We start from the raw sequence: 23165 nt of genomic DNA, 5'->3' as shown, positions 1-23165 counted from the left end.
GTCGCTGTCGATCGCTTGTTTGCCAAGGATCACCAGCTGAGGCTGTTCCTTGTCGACAACCGCTTTCAACAGTTTGGCAACGGCCAGCGAGCCCATGTCTTCAGCGGCCTCGACCAATACCGCACGGTCAGCACCCAATGCCAGGGCCGTGCGCAATTGTTCCTGAGCCGCGCTGCTGCCGATGCTGACGACCACTACCTCGCTGGCAACCCCCTGTTCTTTCAGGCGTACGGCTTCTTCCACGGCGATTTCGCAGAACGGGTTCATCGACATCTTGACGTTGGCGAGGTCGACGCCGGAATTGTCCGCCTTGACGCGAACCTTGACGTTGTAGTCGACCACCCGCTTGATTGACACAAGGACTTTCATTGCTGTTTTCCACCGTATTGGGATGTATTACTTGACGACCGGAAGCTTCGAACGATCGATGGTGAAGGCCACTGCGATGATCAGGATCACGCCGAAAACGATCTGTTGGGCAAACACGCTGACACCCACGAACGTCATGCCGATCCGCACCACGGAAACCAGCAGCGCACCAATCAGCGTTCGCCAGACGCCACCCACGCCACCGGTCAATGCCGTGCCCCCCACCAGTACCGCCGCGATTGCCGGCAACAGGAACTCATTGGCCAAAGTGGGTGAACCGCTGGACAGCCTTCCGGCCATGATGATTCCAGACAACGCCGCCAGACCGGCCGAGATCGCGAAGGTCATGATCTTGATGCGATTGACGTTGATACCCGACGCCCAGGCAGCGGGCTCACCGGCCCCAATGGCGTTGCCGAACCGACCGAAAGGCGTCTTGCGATGCAGGAAAATGCACAGCATGAGCACAACAAAGGCCACGCAGACTTCATTGGGAATTCCGGCGGTATGGCCAGTGACCCAGCCAAACCAGGCATCGCGCTCTGCGCCGTCGATATTGATCGACCGATTGTTCGACGCGAGCATGGTGACACTGGTAACGACGCCGCCGACCGCCAGGGTGACAATGAACGAGGGCAGTCGCAGCCACGTATGCAGCAAGCCACTGAGTGCGCCGGTCGCGATTCCCAAGCCGAGCCCGATCGGGAAAGCCCAGAATCCGTAAGCCGGCAACAACAGCGCGACAATCACACTGGCCATGGAAGCCACGGCCTGGGAAGACAGATCGATACCGCCGATGAGCAATACAAAAGTAATGCCGGTCGCCATCACAAACAGTGTCGAGGTGTCGGCAAGCAGACCAAGAACAGCACCGGGGTGAATGAACCCAGGGTCATATCCGCCGATCAGTGCAACCAGAACAATCAAGGCCAGCAAAGGCGCCTGACTGCGAAATCCGCTAAGGGAAATGGGCATTTTTGTACTCTCTCAAACCATATACTTGATCAGGTCTACTTGCTGCGGCTTGGCGCCGGGCAGGCAGTCGAAGGATTGAGCAACTTCACCATCTCGCATGACCAGAATCCGGTGACTCAGCCCAATCATCTCCTCCAGGGTATCGGCGGTCAGAATCACCGAGACGCCTTGGCGGGTGATCTCGCGGATCAGTTGGTAAACGTCTTCCTTGGCACCCACATCCAGCCCGCGAGTCGGGTGATCCAGAATCAGAATTGTGGAGCCCGCATTGCGCCACTTGGCCAACACCACTTTTTGCTGGTTGCCACCACTGAGGTTGAGCAGCAAAGCATCCGGTCCCGGGGTTTTGATGCTCAGGCGCTTGATCCAGTCTTCGGCGATCGAACGCTCTTTGCGCTCATCGAGCAGCCCAAGCGAGGTCACTTGACCGATGCGCGCCAGGGTCATGTTCTGCGCCACGCTGAGCATTGAAACGATGCCTTCAACCTTGCGTTCACGGGGGATGTAACCGATACCCGCACGAATCGCCGCCCGCGGGTTTCCAGTGTCCAAACGACGGCCTTGCACCTGGATTTCACCGCGACTTTTAGGCATCAAACCGGCCAGCACCCGACACAACTCTTCACGGCCCGAGCCAATGACCCCGGCGATGCCAAGCACTTCTCCACGATGCAAATCGAAATCCAGGCTGGAAAAGTGGCCGTCGAGCGCCAACTCGCGCGCCGACATCACGACCTCGGACAAGCACGGCTGCTGGAGTGACTCACGGTAAAACTCGGCATGCAGCGAACGACCTACCATCAAGGTGTGCAAGCGGTCTTTCGAGGCTTCGGCGGCGTCCATTTGCGCCACCACTTCCCCGTCCTTCATCACATAAACCCGGTCACTGAGGTCGAGTAACTCGTCCAGTCGATGGGAGACGAAGATGAACGAAGCACGGGACTTGAGTTGCCGCACCAAGCGGAACAATGTGTCAATTTCCTTTTGTTCGAGTGCCGAGGTCGGCTCATCCAGAAGGATCACCAAATGACCGTCAGTACGCTCTTCCAGTGCCAGGGCCTTGGCCAGTTCAATCATTTGCCGCTGACCGAAGCTCAACTCACTGCACAACATGCCAGGGTCGATATCCAGATTGACTTTGGCCAATTGCAGGCGAGCAGCCTTGTGCAGTTTTTTCCAGTTCAGCCAACCGAAGCGCGAGAACTCGTCCTCGCGCCCCATGAACAGGTTTTCAGCGACCGACAGGTTGAGCAGGATCGATTGCTCCTGGTAAACCATGGCGATGCCGTTGGCGGTGGCGCCACGCGGACCATCGAGCAGGATTGGCGAACCATCGAGTTCCAAATGACCTTCATCCGGTTGGTAGACACCGGTGAGAATCTTCATCAACGTCGATTTGCCTGCACCGTTTTCGCCGATCAGCCCGACAACTTCGTGTTTGCGCACTTCAAGCGAAATGTTCTTCAGCACCGTGACGCCGTTGAACCGTTTACTGACATTATTGAGCGTGAGCATGGGACCTCCTCACTTGACGACACGTGCTTTCGCACGATCGAGGGCGATGGCTACAGCGGCAATAATCAGCACGCCCTGCACACCTTGCTGGACGTAGGGGGCGACCCCCATCAGCACCATGCCATTGCTGACCACCACGACGATCAACACCCCCAGCAACGTTCCCAACGGGCTGCCATTGCCACCTGCCAATGAGGCGCCGCCAACGACAATCGCAGTGATCGCGGTAAACAGTTGGCCTTGGGCAATCAATGCATGCCCTTGCCCGAACTGAGCCACGGCGAGGATCGCCGCCAACCCGTAAAAGGCCCCGGCCAAAGCGAAAATGGTGATCCGCGTACGGTTGACGTTGATGCCATTGAGTCGCGCCAGATCCTCCCCGCCACCAATGGCCAGCGCGTGCCGCCCCAGCGTCGTGTGCCGGGAAATGAAGTGAGCGACACCCAGCGCCAACACCACAATCCAGACCGATACCGGCAACCCCATCAGGCGAGTCAAGGCAATCGCCCGGGTATTCATGTCGAGCACCCGCACGGTGTTGCCTTCAAGCAAAGCGGTGGCCAGGCCAATGCCGATGAAACCGACGCCCAGCGTGGCCATGAACGACGGGATGCGCATTTTGACTTGCAACAGCCCGTTGATAAGACCGGTCAGTGCGCCAACCAGGATCGCTATCGGCAGCGCCCAAAACCCAATGGCGTGGCTATTGATGGAGTTGCCGATCAGCAAAGCGAGCGATACCGCTGAGACCGCAACAACCCCTTCAACGGAAAGGTCGATACTTCCCATCTGAATAACGAACAGTCCCCCCAACGCCATCAGTAGCGGAATTGACGATGTGGTGGCGATTCGAGCCAGGTTCATCGGGTCAAAAAAACTGGGATTGACCGAACCGATGAGCAGACCGATGAGCAGCAGGACAATAAGCGATGAAAACCGTCGCAGGCGGACCATGACGATAACTCCGGAAACAGGCATTGAAAAAGCGTTCATGTACCGCTGCGCCTCTGGTTAAAGGGCAGCAGAAACAGGAAAATTCGTGACTGAGGGGTTACGAGTTGTAGCGAATGGGCCCGGCAATTCGACCCCAGAAATCGCTGACATCCAGCGTCGGCGTCCCCTTGAAGTTGGTCGCATAAAAGGCTTCGACGTTCTTCTTCGTGATCAACTGTGGCCGTACATAGAACTCGCGATGCTCGTGAGGCTCTTTAGCCGGATCGAACTGGCCGGTTTTGGCCGCATGCGCCAGTGCCAATCCCATGCTGCCGAGCCAGTACGGGTCCAGGTTGGAGGTGGCGACATATTCGCCGGTACGAATGGCATCCACGGCCTGTTCGATAGCATCGATACCAACCACCGGAATCGTCCCCGCCAACCCTTCGCCGCGTAACGCTTCCAGTGCGCCCATGCCCATGTCGTCATTGGCGCACCAGATGCCTTTGATCTCGCTGCCGAAACGCGTTAGCCAGGACTGCACGATCGGGAACGCTTTGTTGGCACTCCAGTCGGCCGCCTGGAAATCCAGTAGCTTGATGTCTGGATATTTTTTCAAGGCAGCGTCAAGGCCGCTGCGGCGTCCGATCGACGCAACGTTACTGAAGATGCCGCCCAAGCCGACGATACCGCCCTTTCCACCCATTGCTTCGAACAGTTCAATGGCCACCGCCTCACCCACGGCCTGGCCATCCTCGGCCATGTGTGCCACCCAATACGGACTGTAGTCCCAGGGATGCATGTCATCCGGCTTGTTCCAGATGGTTGTGACGTATACGCCAGCCTTGACGCATTGCTCGATGATGACCCGGGCGTCGGCGGAATCGTTCGGTTCGACGTTGAGGATCAGGTTGCCGTCAGTCTTGGCGATCAAGGCGCGAATGTCGGCAATGCCCTTCTGGCTGTTGCCTTCGGTCACAAGCGGCGAGTACGGCAGCTTCTGGCTGGCGGCATAGGCTTCACCGCCACGATTGAAAATCGCGTGGTAGGGATTGGTCAGCGAACGGAAGGAGTTGGAGAAAGTCAGCGTTGTCTGTGCCCACAGCATCGTGGGAAACAAACCCGCCACTGCACCGGCACCGGCCAGGCTGGCGGCTCCCAACAACAGCTTGCGGCGGCTCATTTCGAGGAGCCGAACTGGATCATTTTCATTGTTGTTATTCATGTGACCTCCGGACGCGCCTCACCGGGTGATAAGCGCTTTATTGTATTTTTAGTAACCAACTAGTTATTTATAAATCTAATGCAGCGAGGATGCAATCGTTAGCGATTGGAGGAGGTTAAAAAATTCTCGAATGGTCGATAGCGATGAAGCTCCTGCGCATCAAGGACAGCTATCGATGCGCAGAAACCCAAGCGTTATACGGTTTGATCCTGGGATTGGAGACCGCTTTTGGTCTGCACTTCAGAAGGCGTCAGGGTGCGCCCCAGCAGAAGGTCGGCCCCCTTCTCGGCAATCATGATCGAAGGCGCATTGGTGTTGGCGCTGATCAGCCGAGGCATCACTGAAGAGTCGATGACGCGTAGCCGCTGCACGCCGCGCACACGCAGCTGCGGGTCGACCACAGCGAATTCGTCTACCCCCATTTTGCATGTCCCGACCGGGTGATAGCCGGTTCGACCGCAACGTCGTGCGTAATCTTCGTAATCCGCCTGGGTGCGCACACTGGTACCAGGAAAATGCTCGGATTTGAGGTAACGACTCAAGGAATGCTGGGCCATGATTTCCCGGCTCAACTTGATACCTTCTACTGAGACATGCAGGTCATACGGGTCGCTGACGTAGTTGGGATCAATTGACGGCGGTTGCAAGGGGTCAGCGCTACGCAACCTCACGCTGCCACGACTGCGAGGGCGCAGGAAGTACGAGTTGAGCGTGCAACCAGCCCCCGAAGGAACGGGAGGAATACCCGCCTCGACACCTGCCCCCGGCAAAAAATGAAACTGCAGATCAGGCGTGCTGGAGCGTGAGTCGCCGTACCAGAAAGCGCCAGCCTCAGCGATGTTCGAAGTCACGGGGCCTTTGTTGAAGAGCTTATATTCCAGACCTGCCATTAACATCATGTGCGGCTTGGCGTACTTGTCCAGGCTCTGCGAACCCTTGAGCTCATAGACGATATCGATGTCAAAATGGTCTTGCAGGTTCTGCCCTACACCAGGCAAGTCCTGCTTGACCGCGATCCCCAGACCGGCCAGTTCTTCGGCCGGACCGACACCAGAGAGCATTAGAATCTTGGGGGAGCCAATAGCCCCCGCCGCCACCACGACCTCGCGCTCGGCCGCGACGAATTTCACCTCTCGCGAACCGCTACCCTGAACATACTCCACCCCCGTGGCCTGGCCGTCCTCGATACGAATCCGCGTCACCAGGCATTCCGTCTGAATGGTCAGATTGGGTCGATTGCGAACCTTGCTCAAATAACCTTGGGCCGCGCTGCAACGGCGTCCGCCGCGTTGCGTGACTTGATAGGTGCCACAGCCTTCTTGCCTGGCACCATTGAAGTCCGGGTTGTACGGAATACCCGCCTCCTGGGCAGACCGCACGAATGCCTTCGTCAGCTCGTTGACCGTGATCAGATCGGAGACACCCAAGGGGCCTTCGGTGCCATGATACTCATTGGAGAACCGCTCGTTGTCCTCGGCCTTGCGAAAATAAGGCAGCACATCGCGATAAGACCAGCCACGGCAGCCCTCCTCCTGCTCCCAATCGTCATAGTCTTTGGCATTGCCACGGGTATAGACCATTGCGTTGATCGAGCCACCCCCGCCCAGAACCCGGCCTTGGGGAAAGAGAATCGAGCGATCCTGGATGTCACCCTGCGCCACGGCTTTATAGCCCCAGGTCAGAGGCCCACCCGTCATCTTGAAAAAGCCGACCGGCATATGAATGTAAGGGTTGGTGTCAGCGGGCCCCGCTTCGAGCAAAAGTACTCGAACGTCGATCGACTCGCTCAATCGCGCCGCCAGCACGCAACCTGCCGAACCACCGCCGATAATGACGAAATCGTACATGGTGATGTTTCCTCTCTTGTTTTTGTACGGCCGCGGATCAGGCCTGAACCCAGCGGGAGCGCTCGCCCAACTGGACATGCACGGATTTAAGCTCAGTGTATTCCTCCACCCCGTAACGGCCGGTTTCCCGCCCGATACCCGACTGTTTGAAGCCGCCAGAAGGCAGCTCCGGGCCGCCGGCAATGGTGGTATTGACCCACACGCGACCCGCCTTGATTTCCCGCATCGCCTGCAATGAGGTTTCCAGATCGCGACTCCAGATGCTCGCAGCCAGGCCGAACGGCGTGTCGTTGGCCAGCCGCATGGCTTCTTCGAAATCGTCAAACGCGGTGATGGTCAAAACTGGGCCAAAGATCTCTTCACGGGCAATCACCATGTCTGCAGTCACCTGATTGAAAACTGCCGGCTGCAAATAAAGCCCTTGCACGGAATCGATTCTGGCTCCGCCATGAACCAGCACAGCCCCTTCCTTGCGACCTTGTTCGATGTAACCCAGGACTCTTTCCAGATGACGCTGCTCGGTAATGGAACCGACCTGCGTCGACTCCAAAAGCGGGTCACCGATACGGACTTTTCCAATCAGCGCGAGTACTTTTTCGGTCAACTGTTTTTCTACGGAGCGATGGACCACCAGACGGCTGCCACTGACACAACATTGACCGGCGTTGAAGCAAATGCCAAAGACAATGGCATCGGCCGCAGCGTCCAGGTCAGCGTCGGCGAAGACGATCTGCGGATTCTTGCCTCCCAGTTCCAGGCCAATTTTCTTCATATTGCCAGCCGCCGCGTTCATGGTCAGGCGACCGACTTCGGTAGAGCCGGTGAACGACACCATATCGATATCCGCATGCCCGGAAATGGCTTGACCAACCACCGAGCCCGGCCCGGTCAGCACATTCACGACACCATCGGGCAAACCGGCCTGCTTCAACAGTCCGGCCAACATCAACGTGGTACCGGAAGTCAGTTCGCTGGGTTTGACCACCACAGTGCAACCGGAGGCGAGAATGAAGGGCAACCGCTCTGCGAGGATGAAGAATGGAAAATTCCACGGTGTGATCAAACCCACCACACCCACCGGCTCACGCGTCACCAGCCCAAGCAGGTTCTCGCCAAGATTGTTGAACGAGTCACCGTGCAGCGCCCTGGCCTGTCCTGCGGCATATTCCCAGATGCCCGCAGCACCGAGCACTTCACCCCTCGACTGATTGATCGGCTTACCCGTTTCGAGCGTCTCGCAAAGCGCCAGCTCTTCGCTGTTCTCGCGAATCAATGCCGCTGTTTTCAGCAGTATCGTGGCGCGAAAGTCTGCCCCGGATTTGGCCCAACGCCCGTGATCGAACGCCCGACGAGCTGCTCCTACCGCCCGATCGACATCGGCCACGCCCCCCGATGGATACTGACTCACCGGAACATTGTGCGCCGGACTCAGTCGCGTTACCTGCTTGATTGCCGAGCCCTGGGTCCATTGCCCGTCGATGAACATGTCAAAGTGGCGCGGCTGAACTGGCAGTTGATGGATCCGGGTGTTGCCATTGTTGTCATTCACAAAAACGTCCTCTGTACAGCGTTCGATTCAGGCAGTTGAAGATTCAAAAAACCGGGAAAATGAACCCACCGCCAAAGATATATAACTAACCGGTTGTTTACATGCAAGCCTCAGGCTAAGCTTTATTTGTCAGTTGCATACCCTACGGCTAAGCTCATCGCCCGGCCGCGGTGGCAAGCCATATCAGCGTTATGAGTAACAGCACCTATGCTCTGGAGAGCGTTTTAAATGCCCACGAAACCTACCGACGACACGTCGGCGCGTCCTATTCGCGATTCCGATGCCACACGACTGAGGATTCTCAATGCGGCAAAAATCGAATTTGCCAAGTTGGGGCTTGGCGGTGCCCGCATTGACAGCATCGCGCTGAGAGCAAAATCCAATAAACGAATGATTTATGAGTACTACGGCAATAAAGAAGGCTTGTTCGAAGCCGTGCTTGAATTGGCCTATCAAGACATTCGCCAAGCCGAACGCAAGCTCAAACTGGAAGAACTGGAACCGGTCGAAGCAATCAGCAAACTGGTGAGCTTCACTTGGAAGTACTACCTGAAAAACCCTCACTTCCTGACCCTGGTCAACAGCGAGAACCTGCACAAAGCCGCGCACTTGAAACGCTCTCGCGAAAAGATGCATGACATGCATGCACCGATGGTTTCGATGGTGGCCGAGATCCTTGCCCGAGGCGTTGCACAGGGCGTATTCCGCGAAGGTATTGATCCAATCCAGCTGAACATCACGATTGCCGCGATCAATTACTACTACCTCAACAACCGCTTTACCGGCGAGATCATCTACGGCTTCGACCTGATGTCCCCGGAAGCGCTGCAAGCCCGTATCGACTTCAACATTCAGACGATCCTCGGCATGCTGCGCCCCGACTGAGACAGCCAGCTCCAATCGCCCCTTTTCGCACGCACGCAAGCCAAAAGGGGCAAGCATCACACCAGCCCTGCCACTTTCACATCGCGAACGATGGGCGTGAACGCCATGCGATCAAGCACGTCACGCTGGATATCGACGCCTTGTGCAACCTCGATCAACTCAATGCCTTCGGGTATAAGCCTGAACACTGCGCGCTCCGTGACATAGAGCACTTCCTGTCCGGCCAGTACGGCTTGCGGCCCGCTGAAGGTGATATGACGGACTTTTTCAACCAGCTTGGGAACCTCGCCGAGCCGATTGAGCTGCAACTCGCCACCGACCTTCGCCACCTCCAATCCCTTGGCCTCAAAGGCTCCGCAAAACACCACTTTGCGAGCGCCCTGGGTAATGTCGATAAAACCACCGGGACCGACCAGCGTGCCACCGAGGCTGGATACGTTGACGTTGCCCTGGCTGTCCATTTCGCCCATGCCGAGAAAAGCCAGGTCCACCCCGCCACCGCTGTAAAAATCAAACTGATCAAGGGAGGTGACAATCGCTTGCGGATAACGCGCAGCGCCAAACATCGCACCGCCCATCATCCGGCCGTTATGAATGCCCTGTTCGATACTGCCCCAATAACTGTCTTGCAAACCGCGCTCGGCGAGCAATGAAGGAATGCCGCCAGGAATGCCGAACCCGAAATTCAAGGACATGCCGGGCATGAATTCGTCAGCTGCGCGCTGCGCAATGATTCGACGGATGTCGTCTGGAATGGACGTTTCGACCTCTGCCGATTGCGCCAGGCATTCGCCGCTGATGGCCGGGTCATAATCAGCCGCTACACATTGACGTTGCTCGGGCACAACGACCACTTCATCGACCAGCACGCCGGGAATCCGTACCAGCCGCGCCGGAACAAAAGCACTGTCGCTCAGCTCACGAACCTGGGCGTACACCTTGCCACCACTGTTATGGGCCGCCAGCGCCAGCGCATAGGCATCCAGATCCGCCGCTTCGTGGCACAGGGAAATGTTCCCGCTCGGATCAGCCAGGCTGCCCCGGACAATGGCCACATCGACCTTGAATGGTTTGTAACGCAAGTATGTTTTGCCATCGATGTCCAGACGCTCAACGATCGATTCGGTCGCCCGAGCGTTGCATTTGCCACCCGCAACCCGTGGATCGGCGAAGGTGCCCAGACCGATATGCGTAATCAGGCCCGGACGCGCCGCACCGATCTCCCGCATCAGGCTCATGATCACCCCGGCAGGCAAGCTGTACGCCTCTATCGCATTGTTACGCGCCAGCGCTTGCATCTTGGCCGACCAGCTCCAATGCCCGCCAATGACCCTTTTCACCAAGCCTTCGTGTGCGAGCCGCTCCAGACCACTGCCTTGCCCATCACCAATTCCCAGCGCGTGAACCACGGTAAGCCCGCAGGGATGACCTGTACGCAAAAACGATGCTTCGATCGCCGCAAGCAGCGCGTCAGGTTCCAGCAGAGTCCCTGAACCGCAGACCGCGATCGTGGCCCCGTCACCCATCCTGCTAACCACTTCTGACGCTGATGAACAGCTTCTTTTCATTGTTGTTTCCTCATCAATACGTTTGCCGCAATCGAATCCGAGATTTTTCAGAGAGCGCTTGACGCTTTCAGAAAGGACGCATTAAATAAATAACCGGTTGGTTACATAGATTCACTTTAATCCAGCTAAAAACAGAACACAACCCAAGCGATGAAGGCCTTTTCCCGTCGCGCAACAGAAAGGAAAAAAACAATGCAGCTTTCTGAAACCCACGTGCAGATCCGTGATCTGGCCCGTCGTTTTGCCGACCAGGCAATCCGCCCGCTGGCTGAACAGCTCGATCACGACGAAAGCTTCCCCGCCGCGCTGTACCGTCAAATGGGTGAACTGGGCCTGTTCGGCATCACCGTGCCTGAAGCGTTTGGTGGTGCCGGCCTGGATACCAGCGCCTATGCGTTGGTGATGGAAGAGTTGTCGCGAGGCTATGCCTCGATAGCGGACCAATGCGGTCTGCTGGAGCTCATCGGCACCTTGTTATCGGTGCACGGCAGCGCCGAGCAGCGTGAGCGTTTTCTGCCCTCTTTGCTGAGCGCACAAAAGCACCCGGCGTACTGCATCACCGAAGCCGAGGCCGGCTCAGATGTGTCGGGGATTCGCACCACTGCTGTTCGTACCGAGAATGGCTGGCTGCTCAACGGTTCGAAACTGTGGATTCATAACGCACCGGTGGCTGACCTCGCGTTTGTGCTGGCGCGCACTGACCCGGCGGCAGGCAAACGCGGGATGAGTATTTTCATCGTCGATTGCCATTTGCCCGGCGTGTCCAAAGGACCCAAAGAACACAAGATGGGACAGCGCGCATCGCAGGTCGGCGGATTGAATTTCGACAACGTAGAACTCGCTCCCGATGCCCTGCTCGGCCAGGAAGGCCGTGGTTTTCACATCATGATGAGCGCCCTGGACAAAGGCCGGATCGGCATCGCGTCGCTGGCGGTGGGCATTGCCCAGGCAGGTCTTGAGGCGGCGCTCGAGTACGTGCCGCAACGCAAACAGTTTGGCAAACCCATCGCTGACAACCAGGGGTTGCAGTGGATTCTGGCGGACATGGCCAAAGACATTCGTGCCGCGCGCTTGTTGGTGCTCGATGCCGCGGATCGCCTGGACCGCGCTGACAACGCCACCATTGCCTGCTCGATGGCCAAGTGTTTCGCCGCAGACATTGCCGTAGCGCACACCGCCAATGCCGTGCAGTTGTTCGGCGGCAGCGGATTCATCCGTGGTTTCGAAGTCGAGCGTCTGTACCGCGACGCGAAGATCACCCAGATCTACGAAGGCACCAACCAGATCCAGCGCACGATCATTGCCCGTGAGCTGCTTAACCACGGGGCACGCTCATGATTGCGCGTCCAACCGCGCTGGTTACCGGCGCACGCGGAGGTATCGGCCGCGCCATTGCGGTGGGCCTGGCGCAAGCCGGTTTCGATCTGGCCGTGGTGGATTTGCAGGTCGATGAGGCGCTTCAGGAAACCGTACGGCTCGCCACAGATGCAGGCGCACACGCGGTTGCACTGGCGGGTGACATCGCGGCCATCGAGCGAAATGAAACGCTGCTTGATGCTGCCCAGGCAGCACTCGGTCCGCTGACATGCCTGGTCAATAATGCCGGAGTTTCGGTTCTGTCACGGGGCGACTTGCTTGACGTCACCCCGCAGAGCTTTGATCGATGCCATCAGATCAACACCCGCGGTACGTTCTTTCTGACCCAGGCGTTTGCCCGCCGTCTTAAATCGCAAACGCCGAGCGAACGCCATCGCTGCATCATCACCATCACCTCCTCCAACGTGCATGCGGTGTCGACCTTGCGCGGCGAATACGGCATTTCCAAGGCCGGCTTGTCCATGGCCTCGCGCTTGTTCGCAGTGCGTCTGGCCGATGAAGGCATTGGGGTCTACGAGGTGCAACCGGGGCTGATCGCCACCGAAATGACGGCACCGTCCAAGGCCCGCTACGACGCGGAAATTGAACATGGTCTGACCGCCATTAAACGCTGGGGACTGCCCGAAGATGTCGCGCGTGTCGTGATCACCATGGCGACTGGTGGCTTGCCCTACACCGTCGGCCAGGCAGTGCCAGTAGACGGCGGCCTGTTGATTCCAAAGTTCTAATTTGCCAAGAGACACGCACATGCCTTTAACCATTGATTTGTTGACCTCTGACGCGGCCCGCCCGCTGCAGAAATACTCGTTGACTGGCGAGCCTCTTTTACCGCCGGCTAAACCGTTGCCCAATAACCGAATCGCCTTGTCTGCCGCACACGTCGTCGCCGACCCGTTCAGTGCCAACCAGCCTGGCAGCACAGCCGCCATCGACTGGGACAAAACCCTTCAGTATCGGCGCTACCTCCTGCAACAGGGCCTGGGCATTGCAGAGGCAATGGACACGGCCCAGCGTGGCATGGGCCTCGATTGGCCGACCGCACTGGAGCTGATCAAACGCACGCTCGCAGATACTCGCGACATCAAGCATGCAGTGATTTTTTCCGGCTGCGGGACTGATCAATTGGCGGCAAATGAGGCCAGTAGTCTTGATGATGTTCTCAAGGCGTATGACGAACAACACAGCGCGATCGACAAGCTCGACGGGCGCATCATTCTCATGGCCAGCCGCGCCTTGGCGCGTGTTGCCAAAGGTGCCCAGGACTACAAACGGGTCTACCGCAAGGTACTGGCGGATGCCCGGCAACCGGTGATCTTGCACTGGCTGGGTGACATGTTCGATCCGGCCCTAACCGGGTACTGGGGCAGTCAGAAGTTTGAGCAGGCACTGGAAACCTGTCTTGAAATCATTCACGAGAACCCGGCCAAGGTCGACGGAATCAAAATCTCGTTGCTCGACAAGGAGAAGGAAATCCTCCTGCGCCGACGACTGCCGGAATCGGTGAAGATGTACACCGGTGACGACTTCAACTATCCGGAACTGATCGCCGGTGATGAACAGGGTTTCTCCCACGCCCTACTGGGTATTTTCGATGCCATCGCACCGGCAGCCTCACACGCACTGGCGGCTTTGGCAGAGGGTGATGTGGCGCGTTACCACGCCCTGCTTGATCCTACCGTGCCGCTGGCACGCCTGATTTTCAGCAGCCCGACCCAGTACTACAAAACAGGTGTGGTGTTCCTGGCCTACCTCAATGGCCATCAGGATCACTTCATCATGCTCGGTGGCCAACAAGCCATGCGTCCCCTGCCCTACTTCTGCGAGATCTTCCGTCTCGCCGACCAGGCCGGGCTACTCAGCGACCCGGCATTGGCCGTGGCCAGAATGAAAACCTTCCTCGGTCTCTATGGCGTAGACGCTTAACGTGTTACGCGGAGCGCCGCCTGTGCCGCGCTCCGTGATGGGACCATCTGCATTCGTGGAGAATTGAATGACATTGCGCACGCTGGAAAACCGGCTCGACCTCTGTTCGATCAACACCGCCACACTCGGCCATCGTCTGCCTATCGAGCAGACCCTGGACCTTATCGCCCACGCGGGATTCGGTTACGTCGCCCCGTGGCGCAAGGATATCCAAGGCCGCACGCTCAGCCAGGTTCGCCGGCAGTTACACGACAGCGGACTAAAGGTAAACGCTTATTGTCGCTCGACCTACATCCCGCAAGCCACGCGACAGGACTTCGACGCTGCCATTGCCGACAACCTCAAAGCCATCGAGGAAGCCGCCGAGTTGCAAGCAAAATGCTTCGTCATGGTGGTCGGTGGCTTGCCCGCAGGCTCCCGGGATCTGCCGGCAGCACGCAATCAGGTAGCCGAAGGCTTGGCCTTGCTGCTTGATCACGCCAAACAGCATCAGGTATCGCTGGCTCTGGAACCGCTGCACCCGATGTATGCAGCGGACCGTTCCTGCTTGTCGACGCTGGAGCAGGCATTGGACTTGTGCGAATTGCTCGAGCCTGGAAACTACCAGCATCTGGGCGTTGCCGTGGACGTCTATCACTGCTGGTGGGACCCCAGGCTGCACGAGCAAATACAGCGCGCCGGTGCACAACAACGAATATTGGGCCTGCACCTGTCCGACTGGCTGGTGCCTACCCAGGACTTGCTGCTGGATCGCGGCATGATGGGCGACGGGGTCATCGATCTGCGTGGCATTCGCCAGCAGATTGAAACGGCCGGTTATGAGGGCGCTGTCGAAGTCGAAATCTTTTCCCGGGACAACTGGTGGAAACGTGACGAAGCCGAGGTTTTGCGCGTGTGCGCCGAACGTTTGCAGCGCTGTTGTTAGCTGCCGTACCCCCACAGTTCACAAGAACAATAAGAAGCGAGATGCCCAAATGTCACATCAATACCGCTGGCAAATCTGTACGCTGCTGTTTTTCGCCACCACGATCAACTATCTCGACCGACAGGTGCTTGGCCTGCTCAAGCCACTTCTGGAACAACAGTTTCATTGGAGCGAGACGGACTACAGCTATCTGGTCATTGTCTTCCAGGCCTGCTACGCGGGCGGACTGCTGATCTTCGGCAAACTGATCGACCGCTTGGGCACCAAGCTCGGCTACGGCCTTTGCATCACGGTCTGGAGCATCGCCGCGATCGGCCATGCCGCTGCCCAGTCCACCTTGAGTTTCATGTACATGCGCGCCTTGCTGGGGCTGGGTGAATCGGGAAATTTCCCGGCGGCCATCAAGGCCGTTTCTGAGTGGTTCCCGAAAAATGAACGGGCCCTGGCCGTAGGCATTCTCACTTCCGGAACCAGTGTTGGTGCAATTCTGGCACCCGCCTGTGTGCCATGGCTCGCCGCTACGTACGGCTGGGAGTCCGCCTTTATCATTACCGGCCTCACAGGATTTGTCTGGCTGGTTTTCTGGAAGATTTTTTACCAGAGCCCTGCCGCACATCCAAGGATCAGCCCAAGCGAACTGGCCTACATCAACCAGGACACTCACATTGAACCCGTCGACAAGGTCAAATGGGCCGATCTGCTAAAGCTGCGCTCCACCTGGGTGTTTGTCACCGGCAAGTTCCTCACCGACCCGATCTGGTGGTTCATGCTGTTCTGGTTGCCGTCCTACTTCTCCAGTCGCTTCGACCTCGACCTCAAGCACCTGGGACTGCCGCTGATGATTGTCTACTGCGCGACCTCCATCGGCAGTGTCGGCGGCGGCTGGCTTTCGTCGCGAATGATCAGTGCTGGCTGGTCGACAACAAAAGCCCGCAATAGCGCGATGTTGTTCATGGCGATACTGGTTTTGCCAATCGGGTTCTCCAGCTATATCGACAACATGTGGGTCATGGTTGGCCTGTTGAGCCTGGCAGCCGCAGCCCACCAGGGCTGGTCAGCCAATCTGTTCACCACCGTTGCGGACAATTTCCCGCGCTCGCAAGTCGCCTCGGTCATGGGCATTGGCGGCACGGCGGGCTCAGTGGGCGGGATGATATTTCCATTGATCGTCGGCATCGTTCTGCAACACTACAAGGCCCTGGAAAACCTTACCCTCGGCTACAACCTGATTTTCATTGTGTGCGCGAGCTCTTACTTGACTGCGTGGATAATCATGCGATTGATGGCCAATCGCGGTGCGCCCTTGCTTCAAGTACCCCTGAAGTCCTGATCGCCAGGGCTCCGGCCGGGCCACGCGCCAACGACTGTTCGTGGCCCGAAGTCTCAATTCAGACAAACGAAAGCGCCTCACATGATCAACGAGAACAAAGGCATACAGTCCGTCGAACGCGCAATGATGATTCTTGAGACCATCGCGGCGGCAGGTGGCGAAATCCGTCTGGTAGACCTTGCGGCGCAGTCGGGCTTGCACAAAAGCACCTTGCACGGGTTGCTCAATACCCTCGCCGCCATGGGCTACATCGCCCGTCGCGGCACGCACTACGCCCTGGGCATGCGTCTGCGGGAGATAGCGCAGCCGTTGAGCGATGCGGATGCACACTTGCACGAAACCTTTGCCCCCGCCCTGCGCACGCTGGCCGAACGCAGTGGCGAAACTTGTTTTCTCGCGGCACCTTGCGGCACCCGCGAATACTTCTATATGGACGCCCTTGAAGGCACCGGCAGTCTGTGTGTTGCCAGCCCGCGTGGGCGCCGCGCGGGCCTGACCACCTCGGCCATCGGCAAAATATTCCTGGCCTTCGACGAAGACTTGCGCCGCAGTTTGCGCCGCGCGCAATTGCTACCTGCGGAGCTGGAGAGTGAACTGGCAAGCATCGTCACAGCCGGCTATGCATTGGACCTTGAAGAAGCCGAGGCCGGGCTCAATTGCGTAGCACTGCCCCTGCGCTTGCAAGGTCGGGTAGTCGCGGCGCTCGGCGTCGCGGCACCGGCGTCTCGCTTGCCCAAAAACGCGCTGCACAAGCTGGCGACCCAGGCCATGCGGGAAATGTTCGACATGCTCAAACTTTAATCTCCAATGGCCTGGGGCATATTCCTCTGGAAAGCAATCATCGGGATCATCGGGGCTCTGTCGTTTTACTCAATGGAGTCCCGAATGTTTGAGCAACTGTCCCTGCAAGTGATCAACCGTGCAAAAACGCTGGCGCGTGATCAAGGCTTCGCCGTTTGCATCAGCGTGGTCGACGATGCCGGACTTCTGCGCCATTTCGTCCGTATGGATGACGCCGTGCCCGGCGCCATTGATGTTTCACTCAAGAAAGCGCGCACAGCGGCATTGTTTCGCACCGACAGTGCCGAACTGGGTGTGCAGGCGCAACCGGGTGGGTCCATCTACTCGCTGGAGGCCACCAACGGTGGTCTGATCAGCTTTGGTGGTGGCGTGGTGTTGCACGATGAGCGGGGCAAGGTCATCGGTGCCGTAGGCGTCGCCGGTGCCACTGTCGAGGCTGATCAGGTGATCGCTCTGCAGGCGGCAGGCCGTCCATGAGTCAGGCCATGCAACGCATTCATCCAGGCGTACTGGCATTGGCGGTGACAGCCTTCGCTATCGGTATGGCCGAGTTCATTGTCGTGGGTATCCTTCCAGCTATCGCCTCTGACCTCGACATACCACTGGCGCGTGCGGGCAGCTTGGTCGGGCTGTACGCACTGGCGCTGGCCATAGGTACGCCATTGACGGTTCTGGCTTTGGCACGCTTACCACGAAAACCCGTGTTGTTGACGCTTATTGCGATCTTTCTGGGCGGGAACCTGCTGGCGGCACTGTCCACCGATTACCGCTCGCTATTGGCAGGGCGCGTTGTGACAGCACTCGCGCATGGCAGTTTTTTTGCTATCGGGGCCACCGTCGCCGCCAGCCTGGCGCCAAAGGGACAATCAAGTAAAGCGATCGCAGCGATGTTCGCCGGTCTGACGCTGGCTATGGTTGTTGGAGTGCCGCTTGGCAGTTTCCTGGGCAACGGCATGGGCTGGCGACTGCCGTTTTATGCCGTCGCGTTGTTGGCCGCATTGGCCCTTGTGGCTACCTCCCTGTGGTTGCCTAACGTGCCAACGCCGCCATCGGGAAAAGCGTTGACTCAACTCGCGGCACTCAGGCATCCAGCCATCCTGGCGATGATGATGGTGACGGTATTGGGCTTCGGCGCAAGCTTTGCGGCATTCACCTTTATCACGCCGATCCTTACTGATATCAGCGGTTTTTCAACCGCAACCGCTAATCTGCTGTTAGTCGTATTCGGCATCGCGACACTGGCGGGCAATCTCGGTGGGGGCCGTCTGGCCGCCAAAATGGGCTGGCAACCTGCACTCCGTGTGATCTTCGTACTGCTTGCATTGGTACTGGCCGCCGTCGCGCTGTTGCTGCCCTATCAGGTGCCGATAGTGGTGATGTTGTTTTTCTGGGGCGCGCTGGCCTTCGGTCTGTCTCCCGCAGCGCAGTCGGGGATGCTGGCCACCGCTGAGCGTTTCACCCCGCAAGCGGTCGCGTTTGCTTCGGCGCTGAACATTTCGGCATTCAACCTAGGTATCGCCTTAGGAGAATCCAGCGGCAGTGCTTTGGTCAACAACGGGCAGATCACCCTTACTCCTTGGGCGGGTGTTGTAACGGTTATCGTTGCACAGTTGCCGCTGGTTTGGCTGGTGTCGCGCAATCGTGGCGATCAGCGCCAAATACACCGAAGCTCCACTGTTGGTTGAGGCTGCTTATGAAGTTGCCGGGCAGGCCGTGATGGGCTGGTCAATTTTGGTGCTGACCACCATTACCCATCTGTGATGGGGGCGTCAGTTATCCATTAAATCCCTCTCTTACAAAGGTGAAGTACATGAATGAAGTCCGCGTCTCTATTGCCGTTGAACGCCCCATCGAGCAAGTCTGGGCGCTTCTCGGCGGATTTGATTGGTTGCCACGCTGGCTGAATGTCATCGCGAGCAGTACCCTCAGCGATGGTGGGCGTCTGCGCCACCTGAAAACGGCTGACGGTGCAATCATCATCGAGCGCTTGCTCACCTTTGACGAAGATCAAAAGCAATATACCTACGCCTTGCTTGAAGGTCCTTCCCCGGTCATTGATTACGTCGGCAGAATGTCCGCCAAGGTTGATGTTCAGGGCGGAACAGTGGTCTGCTGGTCCAGTACCTTTTTGGTCAAGGACGCCGATGAAACTGAGGTTGCCCGGAATTTTGAGGACTTGTACCGCGAAGGTCTGGAACACCTGAAAAACATCATCGAATCCACGAACTGACGATTGCGACTTAGAGGTGATATCTGCACCGGCGTGCTCATGAGCATCTTGCTGGTGATCTTGATTTCACCTTGCCTGGGCCATTGAGTGACTATTGGTTGTCGTGTACCCGGACAGCGCTCAGCGTTCCGCTAGCTTCGCCACTGTGATTACACGCCATCCGTAGCGATTCTAAACAAGCAGCGATCGGCACAACTCACGAACATAACCCCCCACGACTCTGGCCGCTTTGGACAACGGGTGTTGGTGAGTGAATGTCAACGAGTCGGATCAAGAAGCATTTTTGATCCCCATTCAGGATGCCGGGTTACAGACGCATCTTCGCTCGCTTGACATTCGTTACAGCTGAAATCATGAGTTGGACAGGATTGTCAAAGTTGATGAGGGCAAGGAGAGATCTCGATTTTTTCACTATAAGCACCGGTCTGGAGCACGCTTGACGCCGAAGGCAAAAAACCAACGTCGAAGGACCTGGCTTTTTTACAGGGACCGGTGTCGTGCTGGAACCGGGGGAACTCGCCGATCAAGAGCTGTTCCTGGAATGGTTCTACCGCCCCTCGAGCGGAAAAGTCGCCCCAATGATGCTGAACCGGCAAAGCGAAAGCTTCTACAACTACCAGGGCATGCCCTGGTTCACGCGCCCCAAGCTGACGGGCGAAGCCTCGGTCGAAGGGCCGTTCGTGGATCTCTATGGCACCGAACTCTACATACTGGCGTTCTCCGTGCCGATTTTCGCCGGCGGGCATTTTGTTGGCGTCGCCGCGGCGGATATCGCCCTGCACGAATTCGATCAACTGCTCACCCGTTGCCTGCTGTGCATGAAGAAAGAGGCATTCATCATCAACGGCGAAGGCCGGATCATCGCGGCTAATTCGGCGAACTGGTTCGTCGGCAACATGGCCAACCGCCCTGTTGCCGCCAAAGTACACAAACTCAAACCTCTGTCGATCGAGTGGTCGCTGGTTGAGCTGCCGGTGCCGCGGTAGATAGCTGCACGCCTGGGCAAAACTGTTTTCCGACTCTCCCACAACAGCAAAAATCGAAGAGGAAATACCATGCACCGGATATCGCTACGCATCGCCAGCATTCTTGCCTTCGTGTTGTTTGCCCAGTTTTCGGTTGCAGCGGACAAACAGAACACCTTGGACGTTATCAACGCTTACATGAGCGCGTGGAACAAACACGACCCAGACGCGGCGGCACAATATTTTGCCGAGAACGGGGAATTTCTGGACGCCTCGGTAGGCGTTCCTAAAGTCGGCAGGGAAGCGGCCAGGGTCGAGGTCATCAAACTCTTTATCGATGCGGTGCCCGATCTGAAGTGGAAGATGGTTGGCCAGCCGGTCATCGACGGCGACAACATTGCCTTTGAATGGCAGTTCGACGGGAATAATACCGGCGCCTGGGCACCTGAAACGCCAGCAACCAACAAGCCGCTGTCCTTCAAGGGCGTCAGTTTCATTCGGTTGAAGGACGGCCAGATCGCGACGCAGCATGATTACTATGACGCGCTGTCGTTCAACAAGCAGCTGGGTTGGTAACTCAAACACTGCCTGCAAAAAAAACGAGACCATTGGCTGGGCTCGTTTTTGCCCCTTGTAAACGCTGTCCCTGGCCAAGCTGTTGGTGCCGACGCCGAATTGACCTACGTGCCGACGCAACACCGACCCAACTCCAATCGGCAGAAAACCAGCACAGGAAATAGTTCGCGAGGAATCAGACTGGGTCAGTGGCATCTCGCTAACTGGGTCAATTCAGCGCTGGCGCCAACAGATGACAACCAGGAGTAAGTGAAATGCCGAAGTACATGCTCGACTACATCCGGCTTTGCCGGGAGTGCAGCCTGGATCTGCGCACGATCGGCAACATGCGCAGCATCGTGATTCCAACTCTGCAGCGTGAGGCGGCCGGGCTGCGCAGCGCGGTGAGTGAATTTGCGGGCGAATTCCCTGAGCTTGAGCAAGACGCCGAACTGCTGGAATCAGCCATCTGCGACGGTCTCCAACGCTGCATGCCGCAGCCACATCAGCAAGATCTGTTTGCAGCATGACGGGCCTTTTCACTGATGCACCTGGTGACGGGTGCATTGGGAAAACAACCGGAGACAGCAGCCATGAATGAGTCAGCGACACCAACGAAATGCACCAGGTGCGGCAAGCCTGCAGATCCACCGGTTTACAAAACCATCATCGATCAGGCGTACGACCCGGTGCGCAAGAAGAAGTACGTACGCCAGCAATCCCTGCCGTTCTGCAGCGAGGAACACGCAAATCACCACCAGTGGTCTTGCGAAGGTTGAGTGCGGACCTATTGCAATTACCTGCATGCAGCTTTTGGCTGCCGAAAATCACATCCCGCAGCGCTTCATCACTTCACGGACTTGCGGGATTTCAGCAACTCGATCCGGGGCGTTAAAACGATCAAAGAAAACCCAAAGCTGCTTCTCCGATTTTGTGTAAGACGAGTAAAAAGTCGTCCAGCCCGTGTAAGCACCAAAATCATCTTTTGCGTTGATTTGGCCACAAAAATTTAAATTATCTTTGGATTTTACGGCTCTCAGCTGCGCGGATGCTGGGTCTTTTACGTATGTGGTGTTTACCAAGTACGAACGGAATGCATCGTCTGGAGACGATCTGAATGGATTAGGAATCCACCCGTACCAGAGACCAAACACGATGGCGGCAATCGTGCAGGATGTGACTTCTCTGCTCCAGTTCCAAGGTTCTTTTTCCTTCTTGGACTCCATGAGTAATTCTCCACTGATCGATAAGGCCGATTGCCCAACTGTTTGTCGGTTCAGTGTGAGTTTTCTTTAGTTCTACATCTCCCCCCCTTCCGAACAAATCCGCACGCACTCCCCTCCGCGCCCAACGGCAACCAGCGGAACGGAAGAGTGCAGCCGAGTTTTGTTGGATCAACACCCGCCACTCTTGGAGGCGACCATGGCAACCAGCTACGCAGACGGCGCGCAGGCCCGAGAGTGGGACAGGCGCTACGACGCTTGGGGGCGCGAGAAGAAACCGCGGCCCGAAGAGTTCCACGATTACGAAGCTGCCGGTGTACGGCGGGCGAGGATGAACTGTGCTCACAATTGAAGAACAAATCGCGATCCTCACCGCGCCGTCTGCTCCTGCGATTGAGGTTGTCTCAATGCCGCGCGCCTTGGCAGAGCAAAGCCTGGCAGCACTTGAGCAAACGGGCGCGTGCTCCAGCAACATCCTCGAACTCCGCGGCATCCTTGCTGAGCCAGCCTTGCAGCTCCGGGCAATTCACAGCGTAGGGCCAGGAGAGGAATACCCCTGCATGGACAAGGAGGATGCAGAGCGGCGCGCGAAAGAAATCCGTGAATGCGGCGACCAGATGAAAGCCGAGCGTATCGCCCGTGGCGAAAGCGTCGAGATGTGGAGCGACTGGGTAACGAACGTAATTCCATCTCCTTGGGAGCCCGCTGAGCACTTCGAGATCATGGCCCAGGAGTGGATGGATGATGCCGACAACCTGCGCCAGCACGCGATCAGGCTCACAGCCGAGCGCGACGAATTGCTGGCCGACCTGCAGGAGGTTGTCGCTACCTTGCGTCGATACGAGCAACTGCATCGCGCCAAGGGCACCGCCGAAAGCTTGGAGAAGGCCGAGATAAACGCCGATCTCGCTTTGCGCTTCGAGCAAACCATCGCCAAAGCCACCCAATAACCACCTTCTGCCGCCACGCG

At 57.5% G+C, this 23165-nt stretch carries 23 protein-coding genes and 1 pseudogene; 15 read left to right on the top strand and 9 right to left on the bottom strand.

The window, feature by feature from the left end; all coding sequences use genetic code 11:
• The 7 genes and pseudogenes from NTD84_RS10355 to NTD84_RS10325 form a co-directional block, all read right to left on the bottom strand.
• Positions 1-369: pseudogene (locus tag NTD84_RS10355) on the bottom strand (electron transfer flavoprotein subunit beta/FixA family protein); the annotation flags it as partial.
• A gap of 27 nt (positions 370-396) precedes the next feature.
• Positions 397-1305, bottom strand: coding sequence for an ABC transporter permease (locus tag NTD84_RS10350; RefSeq protein ID WP_262165020.1), 909 nt, complete (start codon positions 1303-1305; stop codon positions 397-399).
• Between the two features lie 51 nt (positions 1306-1356).
• Positions 1357-2859: a sugar ABC transporter ATP-binding protein gene (locus NTD84_RS10345; protein WP_262165019.1), complete on the bottom strand. Its 1503-nt coding sequence runs from the start codon at positions 2857-2859 to the stop codon at positions 1357-1359.
• 9 nt (positions 2860-2868) lie between these two features.
• Positions 2869-3852, bottom strand: coding sequence for an ABC transporter permease (locus NTD84_RS10340; protein ID WP_262165018.1), 984 nt, complete (start codon positions 3850-3852; stop codon positions 2869-2871).
• Between the two features lie 58 nt (positions 3853-3910).
• Positions 3911-5017 carry a sugar ABC transporter substrate-binding protein gene (locus NTD84_RS10335; protein WP_262165017.1) on the bottom strand — a complete coding sequence of 369 codons (1107 nt, stop codon included), beginning with the start codon at positions 5015-5017 and terminating at the stop codon, positions 3911-3913.
• A 194-nt stretch (positions 5018-5211) separates the two neighbouring features.
• Positions 5212-6864 (bottom strand): GMC family oxidoreductase, encoded by a 1653-nt coding sequence (locus NTD84_RS10330; RefSeq protein ID WP_262165016.1) that lies wholly within the window; start codon positions 6862-6864, stop codon positions 5212-5214.
• A 37-nt stretch (positions 6865-6901) separates the two neighbouring features.
• On the bottom strand, positions 6902-8413 hold the full coding sequence (locus NTD84_RS10325; RefSeq protein WP_262165015.1) for an aldehyde dehydrogenase family protein: 1512 nt from the start codon (positions 8411-8413) through the stop codon (positions 6902-6904).
• A 228-nt stretch (positions 8414-8641) separates the two neighbouring features.
• On the opposite strand from NTD84_RS10325, the gene NTD84_RS10320 reads away from it, so the two are divergent.
• Positions 8642-9298: a TetR/AcrR family transcriptional regulator gene (locus tag NTD84_RS10320; protein ID WP_262165014.1), complete on the top strand. Its 657-nt coding sequence runs from the start codon at positions 8642-8644 to the stop codon at positions 9296-9298.
• 56 nt (positions 9299-9354) lie between these two features.
• On the opposite strand, the gene NTD84_RS10315 is transcribed toward NTD84_RS10320, so the two are convergent.
• Positions 9355-10866, bottom strand: coding sequence for a CoA-transferase (locus tag NTD84_RS10315; protein ID WP_262165013.1), 1512 nt, complete (start codon positions 10864-10866; stop codon positions 9355-9357).
• 192 nt (positions 10867-11058) lie between these two features.
• Between NTD84_RS10315 and NTD84_RS10310 the strand changes: the two genes are divergently transcribed.
• From NTD84_RS10310 to NTD84_RS10250, 13 genes are all read left to right on the top strand, one after another.
• Entirely contained in the window at positions 11059-12204 is a 1146-nt protein-coding gene (locus NTD84_RS10310) for an acyl-CoA dehydrogenase family protein (protein WP_262165012.1), read from the top strand.
• Positions 12201-12971 carry a 3-ketoacyl-ACP reductase gene (locus NTD84_RS10305; protein WP_262165011.1) on the top strand — a complete coding sequence of 257 codons (771 nt, stop codon included), beginning with the start codon at positions 12201-12203 and terminating at the stop codon, positions 12969-12971. The genes NTD84_RS10310 and NTD84_RS10305 overlap by 4 nt, the downstream gene beginning before the upstream one ends.
• 19 nt (positions 12972-12990) lie before the next feature.
• Positions 12991-14166, top strand: coding sequence for a dihydrodipicolinate synthase family protein (locus NTD84_RS10300; RefSeq protein ID WP_262165010.1), 1176 nt, complete (start codon positions 12991-12993; stop codon positions 14164-14166).
• A 67-nt stretch (positions 14167-14233) separates the two neighbouring features.
• A complete protein-coding gene (locus NTD84_RS10295; RefSeq protein ID WP_262165009.1) occupies positions 14234-15091 on the top strand; it encodes a sugar phosphate isomerase/epimerase family protein in 858 nt (285 codons plus the stop codon).
• The gene (locus NTD84_RS10290; protein WP_262165008.1) at positions 15036-16421 is read left to right on the top strand and encodes an MFS transporter; all 1386 of its coding nucleotides are present in this window, start codon (positions 15036-15038) and stop codon (positions 16419-16421) included. Before NTD84_RS10295 ends, NTD84_RS10290 begins: the two co-directional genes overlap by 56 nt.
• A gap of 81 nt (positions 16422-16502) precedes the next feature.
• Entirely contained in the window at positions 16503-17222 is a 720-nt protein-coding gene (locus NTD84_RS10285; protein ID WP_262165007.1) for an IclR family transcriptional regulator, read from the top strand.
• An 84-nt stretch (positions 17223-17306) separates the two neighbouring features.
• Complete coding sequence (locus tag NTD84_RS10280; protein WP_262165006.1) at positions 17307-17699, top strand: GlcG/HbpS family heme-binding protein; 393 nt, start codon at positions 17307-17309, stop codon at positions 17697-17699.
• Between the two features lie 8 nt (positions 17700-17707).
• On the top strand, positions 17708-18907 hold the full coding sequence (locus NTD84_RS10275) for an MFS transporter (protein WP_262165005.1): 1200 nt from the start codon (positions 17708-17710) through the stop codon (positions 18905-18907).
• A gap of 125 nt (positions 18908-19032) precedes the next feature.
• A complete protein-coding gene (locus NTD84_RS10270; RefSeq protein WP_262165004.1) occupies positions 19033-19452 on the top strand; it encodes an SRPBCC family protein in 420 nt (139 codons plus the stop codon).
• A gap of 497 nt (positions 19453-19949) precedes the next feature.
• Complete coding sequence (locus NTD84_RS10265) at positions 19950-20438, top strand: cache domain-containing protein (protein ID WP_262165003.1); 489 nt, start codon at positions 19950-19952, stop codon at positions 20436-20438.
• A gap of 69 nt (positions 20439-20507) precedes the next feature.
• A complete protein-coding gene (locus NTD84_RS10260) occupies positions 20508-20993 on the top strand; it encodes an ester cyclase (protein ID WP_262165002.1) in 486 nt (161 codons plus the stop codon).
• A gap of 254 nt (positions 20994-21247) precedes the next feature.
• The gene (locus NTD84_RS10255; protein WP_262165001.1) at positions 21248-21502 is read left to right on the top strand and encodes a hypothetical protein; all 255 of its coding nucleotides are present in this window, start codon (positions 21248-21250) and stop codon (positions 21500-21502) included.
• A 63-nt stretch (positions 21503-21565) separates the two neighbouring features.
• Positions 21566-21751, top strand: a complete 186-nt coding sequence (locus NTD84_RS10250) for a hypothetical protein (protein WP_262165000.1) — start codon at positions 21566-21568, stop codon at positions 21749-21751.
• 48 nt (positions 21752-21799) lie between these two features.
• Here NTD84_RS10250 and NTD84_RS10245 read toward each other — a convergent pair whose 3' ends face one another.
• The gene (locus NTD84_RS10245) at positions 21800-22198 is read right to left on the bottom strand and encodes a hypothetical protein (RefSeq protein WP_262164999.1); all 399 of its coding nucleotides are present in this window, start codon (positions 22196-22198) and stop codon (positions 21800-21802) included.
• 335 nt (positions 22199-22533) lie between these two features.
• On the opposite strand from NTD84_RS10245, the gene NTD84_RS10240 reads away from it, so the two are divergent.
• Complete coding sequence (locus tag NTD84_RS10240) at positions 22534-23145, top strand: hypothetical protein (protein WP_262164998.1); 612 nt, start codon at positions 22534-22536, stop codon at positions 23143-23145.
• Positions 23146-23165 lie beyond the last annotated feature (20 nt).

This window comes from Pseudomonas sp. 14P_8.1_Bac3 (assembly GCF_025466085.1).
Classification (GTDB): Bacteria; Pseudomonadota; Gammaproteobacteria; order Pseudomonadales; family Pseudomonadaceae; genus Aquipseudomonas.
Note: the sequence above shows the minus strand (reverse complement) of the source record. Positions and strands in the feature narration are given on the sequence as shown.